The organism is Gloeocapsopsis sp. IPPAS B-1203 (assembly GCF_002749975.1).
In the GTDB taxonomy this organism is placed as follows: Bacteria; Cyanobacteriota; Cyanobacteriia; order Cyanobacteriales; family Chroococcidiopsidaceae; genus Gloeocapsopsis.
In genome coordinates this window covers 21,628-43,353 of the sequence record NZ_PEIG01000018.1, presented here as the reverse complement: position 1 = coordinate 43,353, position 21,726 = coordinate 21,628, and the positions used below count along the sequence as shown (strand labels likewise).

Below are 21,726 nucleotides of genomic sequence, written 5' to 3'. Positions count from 1 at the left end.
AGATGAACAAAACAGCACGCGAGAAAATGTTGGCAAATGAGCCATATATCGCCATCGATCCTGAGCTTGAAAGTATGCACAAAAAAGCACAAAATCTCTTGCATACTTTCAATCTATCACTTCCTGAGGAGAGCGAACTCCGGCGCGCGATTGTGCAAAAACTTTTTGGTTCAGTCGGTCAAGTTTTTGAAGTTAAGCCACCTTTTCGTTGCGATTATGGTTGCCACATCTACGCTAAAGAGAATTTGTATATCAACTACGATTGCATGATTTTAGATTGCAATAAAGTTTATCTTGGCAACAATGTGTTGCTTGCTCCTAAAGTACAAATTTACACAGCATATCATCCACTCGATGCTGAAATGAGAAGATCTGGCTTAGAGATGGCTGCACCGATCGCAATTGGCGATGATGTTTGGATCGGCGGTGGAGCAATTATTTGTCCAGGAATAACAATTGGGAACAACACCACAATTGGCGCAGGAAGCGTTGTCACGAAGGATATTCCTGCTAATGTCGTTGCGGCAGGAAATCCTTGTAGAATCATGAGATTGTCGAGTTAGATATGATTGCAACCATAGTAGAGCAGTTGTGATTTTCGCTATTTACAGTACAGCTATCTCTTCTTGGCAACTGAAATTGACCAGACAAGCAGTTATGACTAGGTATCCAGTATTAGAGCTTACTATCTCAAATTTTGAATAACTGAGTGAGGATATAAGAGGGCGATCGCCCTTGTTCATTCCTCTATCCTCACCATTTCCTGTACACACAGCTTTTCTACATATTGCCACCGCGTGCTGCCAAAATAAAGATGATAATTGGACCAGCAAGCATGATCAGTGCAACACTGACTAGCTGAAAAAAGGTTTCCCACTGAAAAGTGCTGATTCCCTCAAAAATTCCAGATACAACGTCCATTATTTCCTCCCATTACCTAACCGAATAAGTAACTCAGATAAAGCTCCGCACTAGATCTTACCTGGATGGCAATGACTCAATTTAACTAACTTAATAAATCTATAAAAAACAATAAACAATCATTGCTCCTTTCTCATAGTCATTGCCTATCGGTTAAAACCGTTAAACTCGAAGTGCAAGAAAAATCATAGCCCAAATTTGAATTATGGCTACCTGGCGATGTGTAAAGCAATGTGGAGCCTGCTGTAATCTCGATCCAGCAGAGCGTCCAGATATTGAAGATTATTTATCACCTGAAGAACTAGAACTCTATTTTAGTATGGTAGGTGCGGATGGCTGGTGTATCAACTACGATCGCGTTACCCGCGAATGCCGCATTTACCCAGATCGTCCGCGTTTTTGTCGAGTAGAACCCGCAATTTTTCAGGATATGTACGGTATCTTTCCTGAAGAGTTAAATGACTTTGCCATTGAGTGTTGTCAGCAGCAAATCGGTGGTGTTTACGGCGATCGCAGCCTCGAAATGTTGCGTTTTGAGCGAGCTATTAAAGACTAATTTTTCGCTTTCCTGGCACTATGGGGTTGATTTTTGTAACAAAGATCAGAGAAAATGAAAAAAATATGAAAGCGCTGCGACGTTTTGAAGACCTGTGAAAACTGATTTGCCTACCCAGTTGCTTGAAGCTGAACTTAAATCTGAGCATATTGCGATCGCCTTTGAAAATACCGATACAATAACTGAGTCACAACAGCCTTCAGCTTTTGGGCAATCTTCGCGGACAGTATTTGCAACCACCTTCGTTACAATATTTTTTGCTGAGTTTGGCGATAAAACCCAGCTATCCACACTCTTGATGAGTGCTGAATCTCAATCTCCCTGGATTGTCTTTGGAGGTGCAGCGATCGCAATGGTAACAACAAGTTTGCTAGGTGTTCTTTTAGGATGCTGGATTGCAACTCGAATTGCTCCGCGAACGGTAGAAAAACTGGCAAGTGTGAGTTTACTGCTGATTTCAATGATGCTGCTTTGGGATGTCGTGCAATAATGGATTGGAATTTACTCGGACTAAGTTTTATTACAGTATTTTTATCCGAACTCGGTGACAAAAGCCAATTAGCAGCGATCGCCCTTAGCGGACGTTCTCAGTTTCCCCGTATGGTATTTTTAGGGACAGCCGCAGCATTGCTATTAACAAGCTTACTCGGTGCTTTAGCCGGTGGATGGGCAGCAGAACTATTACCTGTAAAAACAACTAAAGCGATCGCGGCTATAGGATTTGCGTTTCTGGCAATTCGCTTGTGGTTTCATCCTGATTTATCTCAAGATGAAGAAAACTAAAAGCCTCCTACATAAAGTAAGAGGCTTTTTTACAGATATCATAATTTAACTCAGCTTATCTGCGGATTCCCCAAAATAACAGAGTACCACCAGCAACAAATTTCACAGCTTCTAATACCCAGTAACCTGCGTGTAGCAAATTCATCGTGCTAGGAACTTCGGTGGCTGACTCAAATAAATTCAATTGCACACCTGTCGCAGACATTTGTGGAGTCAAGACGTAAGTCGCTAGCAAAGGTACAGCCAGTAAGAGTAAAGCTAAAACAGTCGTCCCTCGTCGCCAATTATCTTCTACAAATTGTGTTTTGTTTAATACTAAAACACTTGTTACCACTAAAGCTGCTGCTAGTAATTCGATGCGATTATAATTCCAGAAAATCAAGTAACCCGCTGTCGTAAATCCAGCTTGAGTCATCATTCCAGAAACGTATAAACTGGGCATAATTACCCAGTCTAAAATTATGCTGCTACTCAGCCAGAATCCTAGAGTTAAGATTGCAACGTTCTGCCAAGGCGAACGCTTTAATTGAATACTAGAAACAGTCATATAATTGCCGTGATTTACTTTTATATTTTTAGCTTAACGAATTTATTGTGATGCAAATGTGAAATATCTTTTAAAATTTTGGAGACGAAAGAAAAAGTTATTGTCACTTATTTACAAAAATTTAAATAAGAATGATTAAAAACTGCCTACAATCATTAATTTCATCAAAAATCATGCAGCAATTAGGAGATAGATAATCTATAAGCTTTAGGTGTCATCCCTGTTAGCTGGCGAAATTGTTTACTCAGATGACTGTGGCTATTGAAACCGCATTGTAAAGCAATTTCAACAACAGAATATTTTGTTGTGTTGAGTAACTGTTTTGCCCGTTCAACACGCTGCTGAAGTAAATACTGATGCGGTGAAACTTTCATTGATTGTTTAAATAAACGGCTGAAGTGGAATTGACTGATTCCTACTAATTCTGCAAGATCAGCCAGTTTAATATCTTCTTCTAGATGTGCGTTGATGTATTCCGTTATTTGAAATAAATGGCGATCGCCTAATCCACCTTCATAGTGTGCCACACACGGTTGTGTTGTTGAATACTGACGCAGTAAATGCACTGCTAACACATTCGCTAGAGACTCGATATACAATCGCCCCCAACCACCACCTTGATGTAATTGGGTGCGTAACATCATCAAAGTTTGCTCAATTTGCAAATCGCGTACGCGAAATTCCGTAACAAGTTCAAGGCGCGAACTATCAATTTCCATCGCTTCCGCCGCAACTTGTTGAAAAAACTCTGGCTTTAGCTGAATCTGCAAATAGCAATCCTCGCCCTCAGCACAATAAGTTGCAGGAAGCCCCGCAGGTGTAATCGAAAGATCGCCTTTGCCGTAAAGTCCGACGTAACGGCGATCGCCCACAGTTTGAAAAATGCGATGCGGCTTCGGGGCGAGACACAATGCGATCGCGTGTCCTTCCCAAGCTTCTGGCGTGTCTATTCCTCCTGGTGGTTGCTGAAATTCTTCGGCAATCAAAGGTTCCCAACCCAGCGCCCGACTAGAAACAATTGGTGCAGCATGAAATGCTTGTGCCATAATAGTTCTCGCCTTTTATATCCGCAGCAAGATCCAAGTATTCCGAAGCTGTAAGTTTCCCTGTTTGAGTTTATTTTAAATAAAAGATTGCAGTCTATTTTATTTAAGAGTTGTATTTCAGTTTTCCCGATTAGGCGATCATCACTATGTTTCAAACACAACTAACGACTTGAGTTTTTATATCTACATTCAATTCTTTACTTAGTTCGTGAATGATGACTGTTAAGTTATCCATTGATGGATTACCTTTTGGTGAAAGCATTCGATGAAGACTTTTGCTCGGTTTTGAGGTTAGTTGTGCAAGTTCTTCAAAACCAATTGTTGCATTAACAACATCTCTTAATATAATTCTTGCTGTTTCTGCTTCTCCATTAAGAAAGAGGTCGATAGCCTCATTTAGTAAAGCAGATACAAACTCAGGCTCTCTTTCTACTCTTGCGCGTAGTGTCTCTTTAAAATCTCTAGTTAACCCCATGATTATTTCTTTTTACCTCCCTTGCGACTGACTCCCTTACCTTTTTCTACTTTCTTTCGTTGCTTGTATTCCTCATAAAGTTGTTTAGCACACTTGATATCCGCTTGCTGAGTTTTCTTAGTTCCACCTCCAAATAGAATTATTAATTGTTTTCCTTCTTGAACAAGGTATATCCGGTATCCTGGTCCCCAATCTATTTTGTATTCCCCTATTCCATCAAACCATCTAATATTTGATGTATTACCTCCTTCTAAACGAGCTTTAGCTGTTGTTACCTTAGCCGCTGCAACTGCATCTAATTCATCAAACCATTTTTGGTAAGGACTAGAGCCATCTTTTCTAATGTATTCTTGTACATTCATACTACGCTTAATGGTAACTTTAATGTTACCATGTGTCAATCCCGCTTAGGGAATTGCTTCACTAGTTCTACATAAGCTAAGAAGTTTATAGGTTTTGCATTGTAGACTTTACAGATAGTATCCATAACTTTTTTACTAGGATATACTCTGCAATCATTCCATAATCTAAATGCAGTTGATTGAAGCAATCCAGTTTGTTTCTAAAACTGGTAGCTACTGGTTACATCACATACTAACTTTGAGTTGTGCCGCTACTTTTATTTAATTGTAGTGGTTCAGTATCACAACTAAGAGCCAATTCAATTCACTGCGCTCTAAATGTTTGCAAATTAAACTAGAGTCTTCTAAATCTCCTAATCGAATCGCCACATCAATGCCTTTAACAACTAAATCAACCAGGCGATCGCTCAGTTGTAAATCAATCTGAATTTCTGGGTACTGTGCTAAAAACTCTGGAATTGATTGCACCAAAAGCCATTGTCCAAAGTCAAGCGATGTAGAGATTGTGAGTTTACCGCGTGGTTTCCCACCAGAAATAATTAAATCATTTGCTTCATTGAGTTCTCGCAGTAAGCGCGATACACGCTCGTAATAAGCGGTTCCTTCTACGGTTAAATTGAGCGATCGCGTTGTTCGTTGCAACAATCGTACTCCTAAGCGATCTTCTAATTTTGCAACTCGTTTACTAATTGCCGAGGGAGTTGTGTTGAGCGATCGCGCAGCAGCGCTGAAACTATGACACTCGACACTTTCCACGAATGCGATTAATTCTGGTAGTTGGTTAAAAACACTCAGCATTTGTTCTTTTTCAGCACAGATGTTTTGCCAATATCAAGTCTTCTGTTCTAAGACAGCAAAGATTAACTTAAAAGAATAAATTAATAGAGGGCAAACAATGAGTCAAAAGGTTGCGATTGTAACAGCCGCCAGTCGCGGTATTGGGGCAGGATGTGCGCGTGAGTTAGTAGCGCAGGGATATGCGGTTTCACTGTTGGCGCGATCGCCAATTGTTCTCGATTTAGCGCAGGAACTCGGCGGAATTGCCATGCAAGGATCGATGTCGAATCTAGATGATTTAGAGCAATTGGTGCAAACCACATTAAATCAATTTGGGCGGATTGATGCTGTAGTGAATAGCTTTGGCGATCCGCCTCGATTAGATTTATTAGAAATTTCCGACGAGATGTGGTTACAGAACTTTGAGATGCTGTTTCTCAGCGTGGTGCGGTTAGTACGGCTTGTTACAGAACCGATGCGTCAACAAGGAGGCGGGGCGATTGTCAATATTTCGGCGTGTGATTCTCAAGAACCCGATTTAGGAACTCCGTTTAGTGGTACGCTCCGAGCAGCAATGGAAGGATTCACAAAACTTTATGCTAAGCGGTATAGCAGCGATCGCATTCGCATGAACTCAGTGGCTCCATTCTTTGTAGCAGATAACCTCGAAGAACTTGCAGGCTGGAATGTTCCTCATGATCTGATGTGGAGTCGTCCGACAACTTATGCTGAACTGGCAAAAATAGTCGCTTTTCTCATTTCAGACGATGCCAAGTTTATCACTGGAACAACACTAAAAGTTGATGAAGCGCGATCGGCAGCAATTTAATCACAACAAATTACCCCAATTTAATCAAAAGTTGTGATTTGTCGCAACTATCCAATCTCCTCTGCCCCTCTGCTTCCTCTGCTCCCCTGCTTACCTAAATGTAACAACCTCAAAGCACAACGATATTACCCGCAAGATTTTGACAAAACAGCAAAAAATAGAAAGATTTCACGTTGCTTATTTTTCTAAAGTAACGGTGTAGCAAGTCTTCCAGGAAATTTTACAATGACTGTCATGCAGATGCCAAAGCATATTCATACTGAAGTGCGAGAGTTCTTGAAGTTAGCGATTCCCCTTGCTAGTGCCCAAGTTGCCCAATCTGCGACAGGCTTTGCTGATACCGTCATGATGGGCAGAATGGGAGCCGAAGTTTTGGCAGCAGGAGGACTGGCAGCAATTATCTTTCTCTCGATTATGACCACGGCGAGTGGTGTTGTCATGGGCGTAAGTCCACTGATTGCAGAAGCCTTTGGTGCAGGGCAAAAATCCCGCATCGAGCAAGTAGCGCGTCAAGGGTTATGGTTAGCACTTTTAGTTGCACTACCGTTGATGATCTTCACTGCACATCTTGATACCTGGCTCAGCCACAGCGGACAGAACCCACAAACCGTGCAACTTGTCAATACCTATTTAGATATTATGCTGTGGGGTTTATTTCCCGCAGTAGGATTTGCGGCACTACGTGCTACAGTTTCCGCGCTTTCGCAGGCGCGTCCAGTGATGATGATTGTGGTGACTGGAACGACTTTTAATATTATCGGGAACTACATCTTAGGATTTGGGAAATTTGGTTTTCCGCAAATGGGGCTTGCAGGATTGGGAGTCGCGAGTGTTGTGACGCTATGGGGAATGTTCTTTGCATTAGCGCTGTATGTCTTTAAAAATCAAAATTTGCAGAACTATCGTATTTTTCAGGAACTCCACCGCGTGAGACTGCGCATTCTCTGGGAATTAATTTGGGTAGGCGTGCCTATTGGATTATTTTCTGGCTTAGAAATCGGATTTTTTCTGGTGATTACGTTCTTGGTGGGAACATTGGGTACTGAAGTTTTGGCAGCGCATCAGGTTGTATTTCAAACAATTGTTGTGGCGTTCATGGTTCCTTTGGGAATTTCTTATGCAACCACAGTGCGCGTTGGACAATGGTTAGGGCGGCGATCGCGCATCGGTATTCAGCAAGCCGCTTGGGTGAGTATGGGTATTACTACAGTCTTTATGGTGGGTGTCTCAATTACCTTTTTGCTATTCCCAAAACAGATTGTGGGAATTTATTTAGATGTGCAAAATCCAGAGAATGCAGCAGTTGTTGCGATCGCCTTACCACTATTGATGATTGCTGCGATCGCCCAAGTTTTGGATGGTTTTCAAAAGGCGGTGTATGGTTCGCTGCAAGGACTTCAAGATACGCAAATTCCGATGTTGCTCAATGTACTAGGTTACTGGGGTGTCGGTTTGTCGGTGGGTTATGGATTAGGCTTTTGGTTCAACTTGGGTAGTGTTGGGTTGTGGATAGGACAATCAGTGGCGATCGCCACTGTTGCAGCGCTATTTACCTGGCGATTCTATAAATTAATTGCACATCAAATACTGCGCTAGTCATTATCAATACAGTAAAACGGAATATGAAAGTATTTCTAACAGGTGCAACAGGCTACATAGGGAGTGTTGTTGCCGAAAAACTCCAAGCCGCAGAACATACCATTGTCGGATTAGCAAGAAACGAAGCGACTGCCAAAAAACTTGCAAAGCGGAATATCGAGCCTTGTATCGGCGATTTACAAAATCCTGAATCATTTATTGCTGCTGCAAGACAAACCGATGGTGTAATTCACACCGCATTCATCCACGATTTCGATGATTGGGTAGGCGCGGTACAAACTGATTGTCGAGTCATCGCAGCATTGACTTCTGCTTTAGCAGGTTCGGGTAAACCTTTAATTGCCACGTCTGATACAAGCGTACTCGGTGATACAGGTGCAGAAATTGCCGATGAAAACTATGCAATTGCCACAAACTTCTTTCTCGCAGAACGCGCCAAAGCTGAAGCCGCAGCGATCCACGCCAGCAAGCAGAATATCCGCAGTGTTGTCTTGCGTCTACCACTTTATATTTACGGGCGTGGCGGTGGTACGAGTTACATTCCGATGCGCGTACAAGAAGCGCGAGAAACAGGTGTTGCTTATTACATTGCACCAGGCGCACATCAAGTATCTGCGGTAGATGTTGATGATGTTGCTCAATTGTATGTGTTGGCTTTAGAAAAAGCACCTGCGGGTTCAATCTTTCATGCGGCGACAGAATCAGGAATTTCTGAAAAAGCGATCGCTCAAAGAATCGGCGATGTTGTCGGTTGCAAAATCAAAGGCATTTCTTTAGAACAAGCAACTCAACATTGGGGACGTGGAATTGCAGCTTTTTTCTCAATTAATAATCAAACATCAGCAAACAAAGCGATACAACTCGGTTGGCAACCACAAACCACCTCGTCTTTGCTAGAAGATATTACACGTCGTCAGCCGTAGCTCAATAGCAATCTGAAGAAATGAATTTAGTACCTTTTGAACTTTGACTGATAGAGGACAAATTGTCATGTCACCAAATCAACAATTCATTTATCAATCTCAGCAACAAGACGAAAAAATCATTCCCTTACACCATCATCAGCATCTTGAAAACACAAAGTCTAGAGATAAAATTGACCGCGAATTGTTGGTCAGTTGGCTATTTTTTGTTGGTTCTATTATGTTCACCTTCGATGCCATTTTAGAGAACGTTAAAGGTGTTTCCTTTTCATCGCTTTTGCACATATCAGCAAGTATTTTGTTTACTCTTGGTTCTGTACTTTTTATTCCTAGCAATCAGCAGAAGTAAGGAGATAAGCAATGGAAGCAACAACAGTTAATTTTCTCAGTTTTGGCTTTCTGATACAGTTGGTTCATCCTGTACTGATGCTTGGATTGTTTGCTTACTTGCTTTATACTGCGTATCTTGGCTTTCAAGTCCGCCGCACTCGGAATGCTCAAGGTGATAGTAAAAAAGAATTAATTCAAGGTAAATATCCAGTTCGACATTATCAATCAGGAGCGATCGCGCTTGCGCTGATGGTAACTGGTGCAGTAGGAGGTATTATCATTACCTACTTAAGTGCTGGTGAAATTCCAGTCAATGCTCACTTATTTGTTGGTTTAGCAATGACAGCGTTAATTGCAATTTCTGCCGCATTTGCTCCTTTAATGCAACGTGGTAACAACTGGGCGCGATATCTCCATATTAGCATCAATCTTTGTCTTTTAATATTCTTTAGCTGGCAATTGATTACAGGTTTACAAATTGTGCAAGAACTTTTAACGATTTCCTAATGTTTTGCTAATGATTGCTATCTAAACTATTTTCTAGGTGTTAGAACTGAAGGAAAAGTAGTTCAAAATCCCCTATATTTTGGAATCCACTGCGTTGTGGGGGTGGCGCGATCGCAGAATTTGTCGCCCCTATTAAAGCCACTGGTGTGAATTTAAAGAGCAATAGACTTTATTTAAATATCAGCGCCTTCAAGCAGCAGGTGTACTGACTAATTAGGCAAAATAATAATATGAGTTATTTATTGTATAAATGTTGTGAATTATCAAATGAAGTTACCAAAACTTAGTATTCTACTCAGTACAACACTAATGCTTGCAGGAATAAGTGAAATAACACCACAAATGGCGCAAGCAGTTCGTTTAAGAGACGGTACAGTTTACTTTGTGCAACCACCAAGTTTGGTTAATGCAACAACAACATTTAATAGCGTTAATGCTTGGGGTGCAACATACTACTTTACAATTAATGTTCCTGCGAATGCCGATGAACCATTGCAAAGAGTCACCATTAAACAGCGGGATGGTAGTAGTAATATTCGTTATAGACTTAATGATAGCTTTGCATTTGAGGGTACGCGCGATCGCCGAGGAAAACCGTTAACTTTAGGCGAAGTGACGCGCGATCGCGATTCTAGAACTGTTGAAGTCATATTCGATCCGCCAGTTGCTCCAGGAAAAACGATTACAATCGGCTTACGCCCTGTCCGTAATCCGCTATTTTCTGGAGTTTATCTCTTTGGCGTTACAGCGTTTCCTCCAGGCGAAAAAGCCCACGGTCAATTTCTCGGCTTTGGGCGGTTTCACTTCTATGGTAACGATCGACCGTTTTTCTTATGGAGATGAACGTTAGGTATAGTAATCTTGAGTGTGATTTAAAGTAGAGAAGCTGCTATCAGGATAATGTTGGATACACCAAATACTGCTGGAACTAGCCAGCGTGCCGTGCGATCAATTTTTAAAGATAGCTCTTTCTTTTTTTCTAAATCGAGCCAGTGTTTTACTACTGTGTAGATGATGACCAAGCAGATAAACACATAAACTATCAAAATAAATCCATTTATGAAGGTTAAATAAGAAACTTTTGGTAATTCTTCTACAACAACTATATTAAAAGCGATCGCTGATACTAAAGAACTAGTAGCAATTACAGTATTTGATTCAAAAGATCTAGACCAAAATACTGTCCACGAAACAATAATAATAAATAATAGTGGTAGAAATACATTCCAAATATAGGGATTGTGATAACGCAAAATATTAATTTCAGATACATATTCGGAAAAACTTTCTTCTTCAACTTCAGATACTCTTACCCTAGGGAATGCTTGAAAGTCTCTTATTCTCCATCCTGTTAAAAAAGCATCTTTGGCTGCGCCTGTTTTGCTATTATCTGCAAGAAGAACTATGTTTTCAATATTGTCCAACGCTTCAACAATAACTCTAAGTTTTTGGCGATCAAAAGGAAATCTTTGCAGATTCATTTCTGAATTAAATTGTCCCGTAAACCGCTCTTTGTAATGAACTGTGCCATCAGGTTCTACTTTCAATAGTATATAAGCTGTCTCTCGAACACTCTCAATGTTCAAGAATTTTATATTCGGTGTCCAGATTTCTCCGATGTTGTAAGTTTTACTATTTACCGCAGTTTGGCTGGGATTAAATGCTAACCGTTGATCTTGCCAAGTTAAAAACAAATAGCCATTTAACTTAAAAGATTCATCGATTTCATCAAATGTATCAAAATCAATTAGATAAACTCCTACCGCAACTTCCGTAGGGTTATCAGTATCAGGTCTTTGGCTTATTTGATATGTAGTTTCTTGCTGTGAAACTTCTTGTGCTATGACTTTTGGAACATTAATAGGTAGATAAAGGGAGAAAAAAGTAAATAAACAAACAATTTTTTGATGCATATCTCTCTCAACCAAGCTATGAAGTTTTGAAGAGTTTCTTTCAACAAAATTAATTTCATTAAATGTGAGATAGCCTGCTTTGTTGTATCAATAGGCAAGGGCAGGCAAGATGCCCACCCCACATTTAAAATTTAATGAGCTACTACGATTTCTTCATTCAATTCACTTTGCTCGATTGCTTCTTTTACTGCTCCTTGGACACCTAACGCTGTGATGCTAAAATCACTGCCTGCTTTTTGTTTGTAGAAGGCAAGATATCGTAATGCTTCACTAGAGATCGAGTTGAGGTCTTGCATATTCAAGACAACACCTTTTACTGCGTGGGCTTTCTCTAGTTCTTCCTTGAAATACTTCAACATACTCGGCTCTAGAGAACCAGCCAAATCAATCTTCGCTACTCCATCGGTAACTTCGATTAAGTCAGCGTCAAAATCAACGCTAGCTGGCGCTATTCGCACTCTGACTTTCATTTCTGCTTGATCGGTAGGCAGTTTAATTGTCAGCGCTTCGGCATCAAAATCAGTATACTTGTGTCCATTAATCCATACTTCATCAATCCGAATGCTACCTGGTGGCAGGATATCTGGTTGCACTCGCAGGATGTTATCTGGAAAACCTCCAGGTGTTGGCTTGAAGTAGAAATCCATAGGTTCTTTATTAATTAGCAAGTTGGTATAGACAGCTGCTAAGTAGCACAACTCAAATGAGTGATAACCTGCCATTGAGTGACTACCTTTACCACGTTCAGTCCCTAAAGCATAAGGTTCTCCATTTGCCAAAACGTTGAAGTAAACACCGCCAGATTCAGTATCCAAGAACCATGCGTTATAAAAGGCAGCACCTTCGCGGGCAAACCGAATAAAATTAGGGTCTTGATAGACACCAGCCATAATATAGTAGGCAAGAATTCCTTGTTCTTGTTGCCACCAAGCCTTGCGATCGTGCCAAACGAGTCGATGAAATTTTTCACCTGGGGCTAACACTCGTTCTACCATGTCATACCAACCACCGCGCTGGCGATCGCAACCAACCGCAGGGATAACGTGACCGATCTTTTCCGCAAAACTTTTGTATGTTTCTTTAGCCATCAGGCTATGCATCCGCGTCAGATTCCAGGCAATCTTGAGATTATGACCAATAATTGACCGATTCTGCTGCACTGTTTGGTAGTCTTTTGACCAATCATCATTAAACTTCTCTTGAACGAAAGGACTTTCGTCATAATCAGGAAAATGATTGGCGATCGTATCAAAAGTATATTCTAGAAAGTCAGCGTATTCTTGTTCGCCTGTTGCTAGCCAGAGATTAATCAGATACGCAGGGGCGTGGTCGCCAACAGAGTTCCAATTCTTCTTAGCCCGATTGCGTCCGAGAGATTCACTATAAGGGCTGAGAGTAATCGGATCGATGTGGGAATAGTAGCCGCCTTTTTCACTTTTGTCTTTGAAGAAGCGGTGAAACAGGTTGACCGTTGCCTTGATGTCATCCATCGTCCGGCGATCGCCTGTGATTCGATATGTCTGGGTTGGACCTGCTAAGGCGTAAATCTGCTCATAGCAAGGAATCGCGTCGTAGTCATCACCAAACTCAGAAGCAAAGATTTTTTGCTCAGTACCGTCATCTTTAATATCAACAGCATGATACCAGTAGCAGATACCTTCGCTTTCATCACGGAAGCGCATATGTTCGCGCAGATATTTCGTACCTTTTTCTGCAGCTTCTAAAAAACGGTCTTCTCCAGTCAGTAAATAAGCTGAGGCAAAGCCATAAACCAAACGGGAAATCGTATCAGTTTCTTGGCGTCCCGATTTTTGCTTATCACCTGTAATAGTTAAGTTAGTACGGTATTCAAAGTAGTCAATTTCGCCGTCGCCAAACTCAGCTTTCAGGTAGAAGTTAGCTAATTCCCGTACCTGCTTAATCCACCAGTTTTGTTGTTCAAACAAATACTCATTCTCACTACGACCTAGAAAAACAATGTGTTTAGCATCAAACTTGTAGTCACCGTTTTCTCCATCTGGGTAGAAGATACCGTAGGCAAATACAAATCGTCCTGGTATCAACATCTCGCGCATCTGGGCTGTAGCATCGCGATACGCCTCTCCTAAGTTGCGTACCAATTCGCCAAAGGCAGTTGAAGTTAAATGAACTAAGAACTCTCGGTCATCAGAGGTTTTTAAGCCAAAAGTGTCTTGAGTTTGGTCGAAGTGCGTTACATATCCAGCAATGAGATCCGAGAAAGTAAAGTCGATTGTATTCATGATTGTTTGTCTTAAATAATGAAGAGATCGGGGCTATCTGAACCGAAGACCTCCTGCATGAATCGCAGATGCCCTTCGACTGAAGTCAGGGCTACCCAAGCAAAGTCCACAAAGGTGGACTTCGTTTATCTAGCAGCGAAATTATTCGCAATTCTTTTCATGCAGGAGGTCTATTGAGAAATCAGCACAACAACGCTGCGATTTTGAACTGAGTAGGTGTTACCTGTAATCAAAGTTTCGTTACCCAAGTCTGCAATGTCTAAAGGAGAAGCTTGTGCGGTGTCTACAACTCGATACCACTGTCTGCCTTCTACAGGTGGGATATCAAAATCAAGTTCTTCCCAGTACATATTGCACATGACGTGAATATCAGCTTCGCCGTTGAATCCTCCCAACGTAAACGCTAAAACACGCGCGTTAGTGTCATTCCAACCAGGACTGTATAATCGACAGCCGTGCCAGGAAATTTCTGCTAAACCACGCTCATTCACTGCACCTGTAGAGTAACGCCCGCGATGTAGAATCGAATGGCGTTTGCGGAAGTGAACCATCAATTTCCAGAAGCGGAACATATCGCTGTTTTGAGTAACTAAGTTCCAATCGAACCAGCTAATCTCGTTATCTTGGCAGTAGGCATTATTGTTGCCTTTTTGAGTGCGTCGTACTTCATCTCCCATCACAATCATCGGTACGCCTTGGGAAAGGAGAAGAATCGTGGCGAAGTTCTTGATTTGGCGATCGCGCAGATCTTCCACCCAGCGATCGCTTGTTTCGCCCTCAAAACCGCAATTCCAGCTTAAATTTTCGTTGATGCCATCCTGATTGCCTTCGCCATTTGCTTCGTTGTGTTTGTTGTTGTATGAAACTAAATCATTTAGCGTGAAACCATCATGGGCGGTCATGAAATTAACACTATTAATTGGCAAGTGACCGTGACTTTGATAGAGGTCAGCGCTACCAGTCATTCGCGTAGCAACAGCACCGATGATTCCAGGATCGCCTTTGACAAAGCGCCGAAGATCATCGCGATAGCGTCCGTTCCACTCCGCCCACCGATAACCAGGAAAATAGCCGATTTGATACAATCCAGCTGCATCCCACGCCTCGGCAATGATTTTCGTATCAGCCAAAACTTCTGATAATTCGATATTCCAAATTACGGGTGGATATTGCAGCGGTGTTCCATCTTGACCGCGTGATAAGACGGAACCTTCATCAAATCGGAAACCGTCAACGTGTAATTCTTGCACCCAGTATTCTAAAGACTCAAGAATCAGCTTTTCAGGAATCGGATGGTTGCAGTTAAACGTATTGCCGCAACCTGTGTAGTCGTAATAATACTGCTTATCTCCAGGAACCAAATAGTAGTAAATGCTATTGTCGATGCCTTTGAAGCAGAAGATGGGTCCCTGATGGTTGCCTTCATCAGTGTGGTTAAACACGACATCCAAGATGACTTCGATTCCAGCTTTATGCAAAGCTTTAACCATGTCACGAAACTCTTGGACGTGCTGTCCTTCTTCTGGGTTGACACAATAACCTGTATGCGGAGCGAAGTAGCCCATAGTACTATAGCCCCAGTAGTTCTTGAGCAGCTTACCGTTAACCTCTCGCACTTCCGTATCGTCGAACTCAAATACAGGCATCAGTTCCACCGCTGTGACTCCCAAGTCTTGGAGATAAGGAATCTTCTCAATAATTCCAGTGAAAGTTCCTGGATACTGGACACCAGAAGAGGGTGACTTGGTGAACCCGCCAACGTGCATCTCGTAGATAATTGTTTCACTCATTGGACGATTCAGCGGGCGATCGCCTTCCCAGTCATAATCTGAGGTATCGATAACTACGCTACGCATCGAGGTTGCAAGATTATCACCAGGTACGCAAGCATTACCCCGTTTCCAAAGCGTTTTGTTGTTTCCTTTGGCGTATGGGTCAATCAGAACTTTGTCTTTGTCGAAGCGATGACCTGCACTGCGATCGGGAGAACCATCTATCCGATAGGCATAATGCATTCCTGAGGGCAATCCTTTAACGTAAATGTGCCAGAAGTGGAATGTTTTATTTACGTTTGGATCTAATTCAATAATTTGTATTGGTGCTGGATCGTCATGCTCATCAAACAACAATAATTCAACTGAGGTAGCATGTTCTGAAAAAATTGAAAAATTGACTCCATTATTATCTGGAATTGCCCCTAAAGGATGAGGGCTTCCCTTTTCTATTTGATATGTTATCTTCGGTGCATCTATTGTTAAAGTCATAGCTTAATTTCTGCGTAATCTTAAGTTTATGCTGCGAGCATTTCTATAATCTTTTTGGCAAACAGATGACAGTGAGCGCCTGTACGTCCTGTAACCAAATCTTCATCGACAACGACATCGTAATCAGTGTAAATAGCGCCCATATTGATAACATCGCCGTGCAAGTTATTGTGACAAGTAACGGGACGACCTCGCACTAAGTCTGGTACAGGAGAAACTAGCCACATTCCATGACAAATAATTCCTTTGATGATATTTTTTTCAGCAAATGCTCGCTTGAGAAACTCGGTTGCTGGTGGGAGTTTATGAATATCATCTGTATATCTGAGGCGATCGGAGACAATAGCGGATGGCACAATGATCGCTGCATAGCTTTTAAGTTCTTCATCGCTCATATCTTCAAAGCTTTCATTACATTCAAAGGGTGCATGATATTCATGTCCTTTAAAAGTGAGAGAAGGTTGACCCCATAAGCGAGTTAAAAAGTGGAGTTCTGCACCTTCTTCGGGAAAGCGATAATGGTAGTACCAAATCTCGTGTTCGTAAAAGTCGCTTTCTAGTAAGATGCCGATTTTTTTACCTTTAAGGTTCATATTCTGTTTTGTTTTTTTGGCTGAGTTTATGTGAGTATTTTTTTATAGACGTAGCATTTAAGAAACAAACCACAAAGTACGCAAAGCTCGCAAAGGAATAAGAGGTTCAGAGAGATCTTGTGTAAGTTTTAGTAAGGAGGGAATTTAGGAGGTTAGCGTAGTTTTTTTCAACTTCTATAGCAAGACCCATTCAGGTGAGGACAAGTATATTGAGTACATGTATTGCGCGCTCAAGCTTTTAAAGAAGCTAATAGCTAACAGAAGAAATTGCTAACCGCTATATTAGTGTCTGCCAATTTTGAATGAATCAATTGGGGAATTTCACCATCACTACCAAATACATCAACGGCGATATTTAATGGTGTTTTACCGTCGTGTCCTATGAGTTCTAATTTGGCTCCAGCGTTGATCAGAATTTCAGCACATTCGCTATACCCATGCCATAGGGCATCATGAAGTGGGGTATAACCATTGATGGGTCCCTGAACGTCAAGATCGATGTCAGGATGTTCAACAAGCATTTTTAGAATCTCAGGATTGCCGTTGTAAGTTGCTTTGTGGATGGGAGCACCCTTAAACACCCAATCTTCAACTCTGACTTTAGCGCCTGCTTTGAGAAGTTCTCTGACAATTTCTATATGTCCGTCGCGTGCAGCAACTAATAGGGGGGTGTGTCCATCTAGGAAAGAATTCATATGAGGGTAGACGGTATTAACATCAGCTTGATTCTCGATTAACTGCTTAACTGTCTCTAGATCTCCTTGATTAGTTGCTGCCATCACTTTCTGAGAGTCAATGCTTTCGCGTGCAGCTTTTCTACCCGCATCAATGATTTCTTGAATGACGATAAACTTCTGCTTCTCTTCGCCTTGATTGACGTTAAGTTCAAAGTTGAGGTGATCTTCTAAGGTAAAGCCATAGTGGGTACTCAAATAGAGGTTTGCTCCTCGTTCAACAAGTAACCTTACCAATTCTGGCCACTTGTACCACAGAGCATCCATAATTGGGGTATGCCCCATTGTCGGCGTTACAGCATCAATAAATGCCCCAGCATCTAGTAGTAACTGAGCAACTTCTACACTACCGCCTTGGCAAGCTTTATGTAAGGCAGTTGCTCCAGTTTTGCTGTCTGTCGTGAAAACATCAGCGCTAGCATTGAGCAACAATTTCACCGTTGCAACATTGGCATGACAAGCTGCGGTCATTAATACAGTTAAACCATTTTCTGGATTGCGCGTATTAGGATCGGCACCCTGTTGCAAAAGACTTGTCACTGTCTCTAGATCGTCATTTTCGACAGCTTCAATTAAACGCGATCGCATATCTCCCCGAAATGCTGCAATAATCGGTGATGGGTCGCAGTAAGATTTCCATTTGACAATCTTGCCATCGCGAATCTGCATCCAGGTGGCAAAAGTGATATCAAAGGTGAGTCCCGTTGCTGTAACGGTTGTAATGTCATGCACTGTGCCAAATGCCTGATCTCCTTGCACAATGAGATCGACGGGTTTGAAAACCTTGACTTGAGCAATGCGATCGCGTGTTTGAAATGATTTCGTTACCTCTGCAACTCCGTAGGACGTACCAATCCAGGGAATGATATCGCTAACACCTTTGACGGGTTGAAGATTGATCCATTCGATATCGTCTGCCAAACAACTCATTGCGGTTGCATAATCAGCTTGATCGAGTGCCTTAAACCACTTCTCGGCGACTTGCTGTGTCTCTTCCTGACTCATAGTTGACCTTTACAAATATGAATGTTTAATGTCTTCAGCTAAAATCCGCTCCAGGGAACGTTCGGCGATCGCGGCGATTGTCAACGCCGGATTGACACAAGTACTCGACCCTGGAATTAATGCACCATCGACTACATATAGGTTTGGATGTCCTACTACGCGCCCGCAATCATCGCAAACTTGACCCATACAAGCCCCCCCCAATTGATGACCAGTCGTTTGAGAGGCGATCGGAGGCACTTCGCCACCGTTTTTGTCGCTCAGTAGTTCGGCTAAGTACTTCGCAGCTTCTTTCGCTTTGGGGTCGCTGGCGAAATTTAATTGAACTGTATCCGAAGCAGAGTCGTAGCTAAAGTTGCCGCGATCAGGAGTCATCGCAAACACAAAGCTACCAATGACATTCTTTTGGGGAAAATCCTGTTCAAATCTTGGTAATGGCGCGCGCATCATCACACAGGGCAAGATCGGATTTTCATAATTGAGAACCGCGATCGCGCCTGGACCACCTAAATGCGGATTGGTTGTTTCTGAGAGATTAGTGCGGAAGGCATAGGTATCGCCATCGTTACCAAATCCCTCACCTAGATAATGATTGATTCTTGGTAAATCGCCCTTGGCTTTAGCTTTAATCAAAAGTTCGCAAGTTCCCATCACGCCAGCAGCCATAAACAGGTACTGGCAAGTTAATGTTTGCTGGTCAATGATTTCACCCGAATCATCAATAATGTTTACCGCAACTGCATACCCACCTTCGAGTTTTTCAGCCACTTTGGTTACAAGATGATGCGTGCGGATTTCAACTGCACCTGTTTCCTCAGCTGACTTCAGGTAGTTTTGATCCAGAGTTTTCTTACCACCGCTGTTGTTACCAAACCAGAATTCAGCGGCAATTACCGAGGGAACCCTTTTTCCTGCAATTTCCTCGCGGACAATGTCCCAATCCACTCCCATAGGAAATCGAGTAATGCCATTAGTTAAGCCATTAGTTGATTCAACATAAGGCAATCCTGACTTGAGTGCATGTTGTTCTAACACCTTTAGTCCCAGGTAATATTCACTTTCTAGAACGTCATCTGGAATAGGTGCACTACCAATAACAGAGTGTACTCGCGGAAAATAAATGGCATCCATCTCTTCATAACTAATCGAGCCAGGAAATACCTGCTCAAATAGCTTTTGCGGTGGCTGAATCAGAATGCCTCCATAGGCTAAAGAACCACCACCTACACCACAACCTACGAGAAACTTGTAGTTTCCTCTTTCCAGTACTTCGAGCACTCCTGTATATTTTTCAATCGGAATACCTTCATAACCTGGGGTTTTTGTAACTGTATTTAACCACTCTGCCCGCCCATCTGGATTTCTAAATGTTGCAAAAGTCGCATTCTTAGTCGGGTCTTCAATCGTCCAGCGACGCCCTCTTTCTAGTACTACTGTTTCAATTCCAGCCTGCCCTAAACGCAATGCAGCTACAGCCCCACCAAAGCCACTGCCAATTACAATTGCTTTAATATCAGTCATGATTTGTGTCTCGCTCATGTTGCAGCAATCATTGTCTAAATTAATCAGGATTAGTCTTTAATAAGTGCTACTACTAAGTAGGTGGGCAAATTATTGATCGGTTTCTGCTGATTAATGATTAATCTTTGCTCCACTAACCATTGACTATTGACCGATAACAGCCCTTAAATGATGCTTACTTTCACCTAATTTTTTAATTATTTAGAGATTTAAATGTCTCCATAAACTGGATATCCCTGACTTTATTATCTCTAAAAGAAACTTTTTTAAATTGATCTTTTTAACAATATATCGAAGAGTTTATAGCAGGTTTAAAGGAATCAAAATGCTAATTCTTTTCTTCGATTAACTCGATTCTGACGTCATCTGCCTCTATTAATAAAATCCGAGTGTCAAATTCTGGAAACTCTCTTCTGACGACTTCCTCAAAACCTAATTGCTCTTTATACCACTTTGCGGTTTCTTCTAAATTAAACACTGCAATAGAAACGACAAGATTCTTTACAGCAGCTATAACTTCACTTTGATGTATCATAATTGTCGTCCAAATCAAACACTATGTCTTAGATTGCTAGCGGGATTCTGGTCCAATAATCCAGTGCTCATCTGTAATGAAGCTGTGAGCATATTTGAGTTCAACAAAGTTTGCTAAATCGGCAGCAGATTCTTTGTTTTCATCTGACTCCAGCATTTTTTCAATAGCTTGGATGTCGTCGAACCACAACTGCGAAACACAATCTAAAATTGATTCACCAACGGTATAGAATGAGTCGCGTACGTGACATTGAATATAACGCCGTAAACCAGGCAGCTTGAGGTCTTTAGGTCCATGAATTTCTAAGCTGTACTTCCGAAATTCTTCTAACGGCATTCCAGCTTTACGCTTAACCAGAGCGAATATCTTGATCATGGTAGAGTCCTTTTTAAGTGGTTCTCCTGCCATCAAGACGTGAGTGTTTGTATCTAACACTACAGTGCGCCAGAATGCAGCCCAGTTAGGTTCGTCGAGACGGGCGCCTTGCAAGAACTCTTTAGATTGCAGTGAAGCTAACTGCTCTTCTTCATTTTCTAACCATATTTCAGCGACACCACTAAAAAGCGGGTCTTGTGGCTCTGAACCAAATGGAATTCGAGAATCAATTAGGTAACGCTTAATCTGAGGAATTCGGCTAGCATACTTAACGGCATGAACATTAATCCAGTAGTTCTGAAATTCCTTTTCACTCATGCCTGGCTTAGGGTGGGCAAATATAAGTTGATGGATCATGGAAACCTCTTAGAAGTTATTAGCTGTCCTGATGGGTGGTTCTAACTGGAAAATCAAACTCAATCAACCTGCTGGGCTATTTGCATCAAGGATGAGAGTCCGGCTTTTAAATTTCCAATTTCTACCCATTTTTACGATTTGATCCCTGTAAACTCCGGTTCTAATAACAGTAGCGGGGTCATTCTTGATATTCATGGCAATGATGTAGCACCCCCCTTTAGCACCTTGAGTATTCGGCTCTACGATCAGGTCATTGATCCAGTGCCGAGTCGTTTGCACATCTGGAAAAGTTTTGTAAGCACGAAGTAATTCTTGAGTTCCTGTCGCTTTAATAACAACGTCTCCATTGGCTCTGACAATAGAAAATGTGCCATCGGGTGTGAATGTCGCTGCCCAATTAGTACCAGGATCGCCAGGAATAAGGCTACTGAGTCCATCGAGGGCATAAAAATGACGGGCGTTGAGATCTCGAATTGCAAGATATCCTTATACCAGTTGACAGATCTATCAATG

At 41.8% G+C, this 21,726-nt stretch carries 25 protein-coding genes; 10 read left to right on the top strand and 15 right to left on the bottom strand.

All coding sequences use genetic code 11. From position 1 onward, the window contains the following. The first annotated feature begins 2 nt into the window (after nt 1-2). The gene (locus CSQ79_RS23595; protein ID WP_099703559.1) at nt 3-563 is read left to right on the top strand and encodes a sugar O-acetyltransferase; all 561 of its coding nucleotides are present in this window, start codon (nt 3-5) and stop codon (nt 561-563) included. Between the two features lie 217 nt (nt 564-780). Here the strand turns inward: CSQ79_RS23595 and psb30 are convergent, their stop codons facing one another. Further along, nucleotides 781-921, bottom strand: a complete 141-nt coding sequence (psb30, locus tag CSQ79_RS23590) for a photosystem II reaction center protein Ycf12/Psb30 (RefSeq protein WP_289501499.1) — start codon at nt 919-921, stop codon at nt 781-783. Between the two features lie 205 nt (nt 922-1,126). On the opposite strand from psb30, the gene CSQ79_RS23585 reads away from it, so the two are divergent. From CSQ79_RS23585 to CSQ79_RS23575, 3 genes are all read left to right on the top strand, one after another. Then, the gene (locus CSQ79_RS23585) at nt 1,127-1,477 is read left to right on the top strand and encodes a YkgJ family cysteine cluster protein (protein WP_099703558.1); all 351 of its coding nucleotides are present in this window, start codon (nt 1,127-1,129) and stop codon (nt 1,475-1,477) included. Between the two features lie 94 nt (nt 1,478-1,571). After that, a complete protein-coding gene (locus tag CSQ79_RS23580) occupies nt 1,572-1,967 on the top strand; it encodes a TMEM165/GDT1 family protein (RefSeq protein ID WP_099703557.1) in 396 nt (131 codons plus the stop codon). Continuing rightward, on the top strand, nt 1,967-2,260 hold the full coding sequence (locus CSQ79_RS23575) for a TMEM165/GDT1 family protein (protein ID WP_099703556.1): 294 nt from the start codon (nt 1,967-1,969) through the stop codon (nt 2,258-2,260). Before CSQ79_RS23580 ends, CSQ79_RS23575 begins: the two co-directional genes overlap by 1 nt. A 55-nt stretch (nt 2,261-2,315) precedes the next feature. Here the strand turns inward: CSQ79_RS23575 and CSQ79_RS23570 are convergent, their stop codons facing one another. The 5 genes from CSQ79_RS23570 to CSQ79_RS23550 form a co-directional block, all read right to left on the bottom strand. Beyond that, nucleotides 2,316-2,807: a hypothetical protein gene (locus tag CSQ79_RS23570; RefSeq protein ID WP_099703555.1), complete on the bottom strand. Its 492-nt coding sequence runs from the start codon at nt 2,805-2,807 to the stop codon at nt 2,316-2,318. A gap of 182 nt (nt 2,808-2,989) precedes the next feature. Continuing rightward, entirely contained in the window at nt 2,990-3,853 is an 864-nt protein-coding gene (locus tag CSQ79_RS23565) for an AraC family transcriptional regulator (RefSeq protein WP_099703554.1), read from the bottom strand. Between the two features lie 151 nt (nt 3,854-4,004). After that, on the bottom strand, nt 4,005-4,328 hold the full coding sequence (locus CSQ79_RS23560) for a helix-turn-helix domain-containing transcriptional regulator (RefSeq protein WP_099703553.1): 324 nt from the start codon (nt 4,326-4,328) through the stop codon (nt 4,005-4,007). Between the two features lie 2 nt (nt 4,329-4,330). After that, on the bottom strand, nt 4,331-4,690 hold the full coding sequence (locus CSQ79_RS23555; protein ID WP_099703552.1) for a type II toxin-antitoxin system RelE/ParE family toxin: 360 nt from the start codon (nt 4,688-4,690) through the stop codon (nt 4,331-4,333). Between the two features lie 261 nt (nt 4,691-4,951). Further along, the gene (locus CSQ79_RS23550; RefSeq protein ID WP_099703551.1) at nt 4,952-5,488 is read right to left on the bottom strand and encodes a LysR family transcriptional regulator; all 537 of its coding nucleotides are present in this window, start codon (nt 5,486-5,488) and stop codon (nt 4,952-4,954) included. A 97-nt stretch (nt 5,489-5,585) separates the two neighbouring features. On the opposite strand from CSQ79_RS23550, the gene CSQ79_RS23545 reads away from it, so the two are divergent. The 6 genes from CSQ79_RS23545 (at nt 5,586) to CSQ79_RS23520 (ending at nt 10,498) form a co-directional block, all read left to right on the top strand. Next, nucleotides 5,586-6,296, top strand: a complete 711-nt coding sequence (locus CSQ79_RS23545; RefSeq protein WP_099703550.1) for an SDR family oxidoreductase — start codon at nt 5,586-5,588, stop codon at nt 6,294-6,296. A 225-nt stretch (nt 6,297-6,521) separates the two neighbouring features. Continuing rightward, complete coding sequence (locus CSQ79_RS23540) at nt 6,522-7,892, top strand: MATE family efflux transporter (RefSeq protein WP_099703549.1); 1,371 nt, start codon at nt 6,522-6,524, stop codon at nt 7,890-7,892. 26 nt (nt 7,893-7,918) lie between these two features. Then, a complete protein-coding gene (locus tag CSQ79_RS23535) occupies nt 7,919-8,818 on the top strand; it encodes an NAD-dependent epimerase/dehydratase family protein (RefSeq protein ID WP_099703548.1) in 900 nt (299 codons plus the stop codon). A 67-nt stretch (nt 8,819-8,885) separates the two neighbouring features. After that, a complete protein-coding gene (locus CSQ79_RS23530; RefSeq protein WP_099703547.1) occupies nt 8,886-9,167 on the top strand; it encodes a hypothetical protein in 282 nt (93 codons plus the stop codon). Between the two features lie 11 nt (nt 9,168-9,178). After that, nucleotides 9,179-9,655 carry a DUF4079 domain-containing protein gene (locus CSQ79_RS23525; RefSeq protein WP_099703546.1) on the top strand — a complete coding sequence of 159 codons (477 nt, stop codon included), beginning with the start codon at nt 9,179-9,181 and terminating at the stop codon, nt 9,653-9,655. 267 nt (nt 9,656-9,922) lie between these two features. Continuing rightward, nucleotides 9,923-10,498, top strand: coding sequence for a DUF2808 domain-containing protein (locus CSQ79_RS23520; RefSeq protein WP_099703620.1), 576 nt, complete (start codon nt 9,923-9,925; stop codon nt 10,496-10,498). 29 nt (nt 10,499-10,527) lie between these two features. Here CSQ79_RS23520 and CSQ79_RS23515 read toward each other — a convergent pair whose 3' ends face one another. The 9 genes from CSQ79_RS23515 to CSQ79_RS23475 all read right to left on the bottom strand — a co-directional run bounded on the left by CSQ79_RS23515 (nt 10,528) and on the right by CSQ79_RS23475 (nt 21,687). Continuing rightward, nucleotides 10,528-11,568, bottom strand: a complete 1,041-nt coding sequence (locus CSQ79_RS23515; protein WP_099703545.1) for a ligand-gated ion channel — start codon at nt 11,566-11,568, stop codon at nt 10,528-10,530. 131 nt (nt 11,569-11,699) lie between these two features. Then, nucleotides 11,700-13,829, bottom strand: coding sequence for an N-acyl-D-glucosamine 2-epimerase (locus tag CSQ79_RS23510; RefSeq protein WP_099703544.1), 2,130 nt, complete (start codon nt 13,827-13,829; stop codon nt 11,700-11,702). 170 nt (nt 13,830-13,999) lie between these two features. Further along, entirely contained in the window at nt 14,000-16,093 is a 2,094-nt protein-coding gene (glgX, locus tag CSQ79_RS23505) for a glycogen debranching protein GlgX (protein ID WP_099703543.1), read from the bottom strand. A gap of 26 nt (nt 16,094-16,119) precedes the next feature. Further along, the gene (locus CSQ79_RS23500) at nt 16,120-16,686 is read right to left on the bottom strand and encodes a DJ-1/PfpI family protein (protein WP_099703542.1); all 567 of its coding nucleotides are present in this window, start codon (nt 16,684-16,686) and stop codon (nt 16,120-16,122) included. 254 nt (nt 16,687-16,940) lie between these two features. After that, a complete protein-coding gene (locus CSQ79_RS23495) occupies nt 16,941-18,425 on the bottom strand; it encodes an ankyrin repeat domain-containing protein (RefSeq protein ID WP_099703541.1) in 1,485 nt (494 codons plus the stop codon). Between the two features lie 9 nt (nt 18,426-18,434). Then, nucleotides 18,435-19,946: a GMC oxidoreductase gene (locus CSQ79_RS23490; protein ID WP_099703619.1), complete on the bottom strand. Its 1,512-nt coding sequence runs from the start codon at nt 19,944-19,946 to the stop codon at nt 18,435-18,437. A 328-nt stretch (nt 19,947-20,274) separates the two neighbouring features. Beyond that, nucleotides 20,275-20,481, bottom strand: a complete 207-nt coding sequence (locus CSQ79_RS23485; protein ID WP_099703540.1) for a VOC family protein — start codon at nt 20,479-20,481, stop codon at nt 20,275-20,277. 36 nt (nt 20,482-20,517) lie between these two features. Beyond that, nucleotides 20,518-21,213, bottom strand: a complete 696-nt coding sequence (locus CSQ79_RS23480) for an EthD domain-containing protein (protein WP_099703539.1) — start codon at nt 21,211-21,213, stop codon at nt 20,518-20,520. Nucleotides 21,214-21,276: 63 nt separating this feature from the next. Beyond that, nucleotides 21,277-21,687, bottom strand: a complete 411-nt coding sequence (locus tag CSQ79_RS23475) for a nuclear transport factor 2 family protein (RefSeq protein ID WP_099703538.1) — start codon at nt 21,685-21,687, stop codon at nt 21,277-21,279. Between the last annotated feature and the right edge of the window lie 39 nt (nt 21,688-21,726).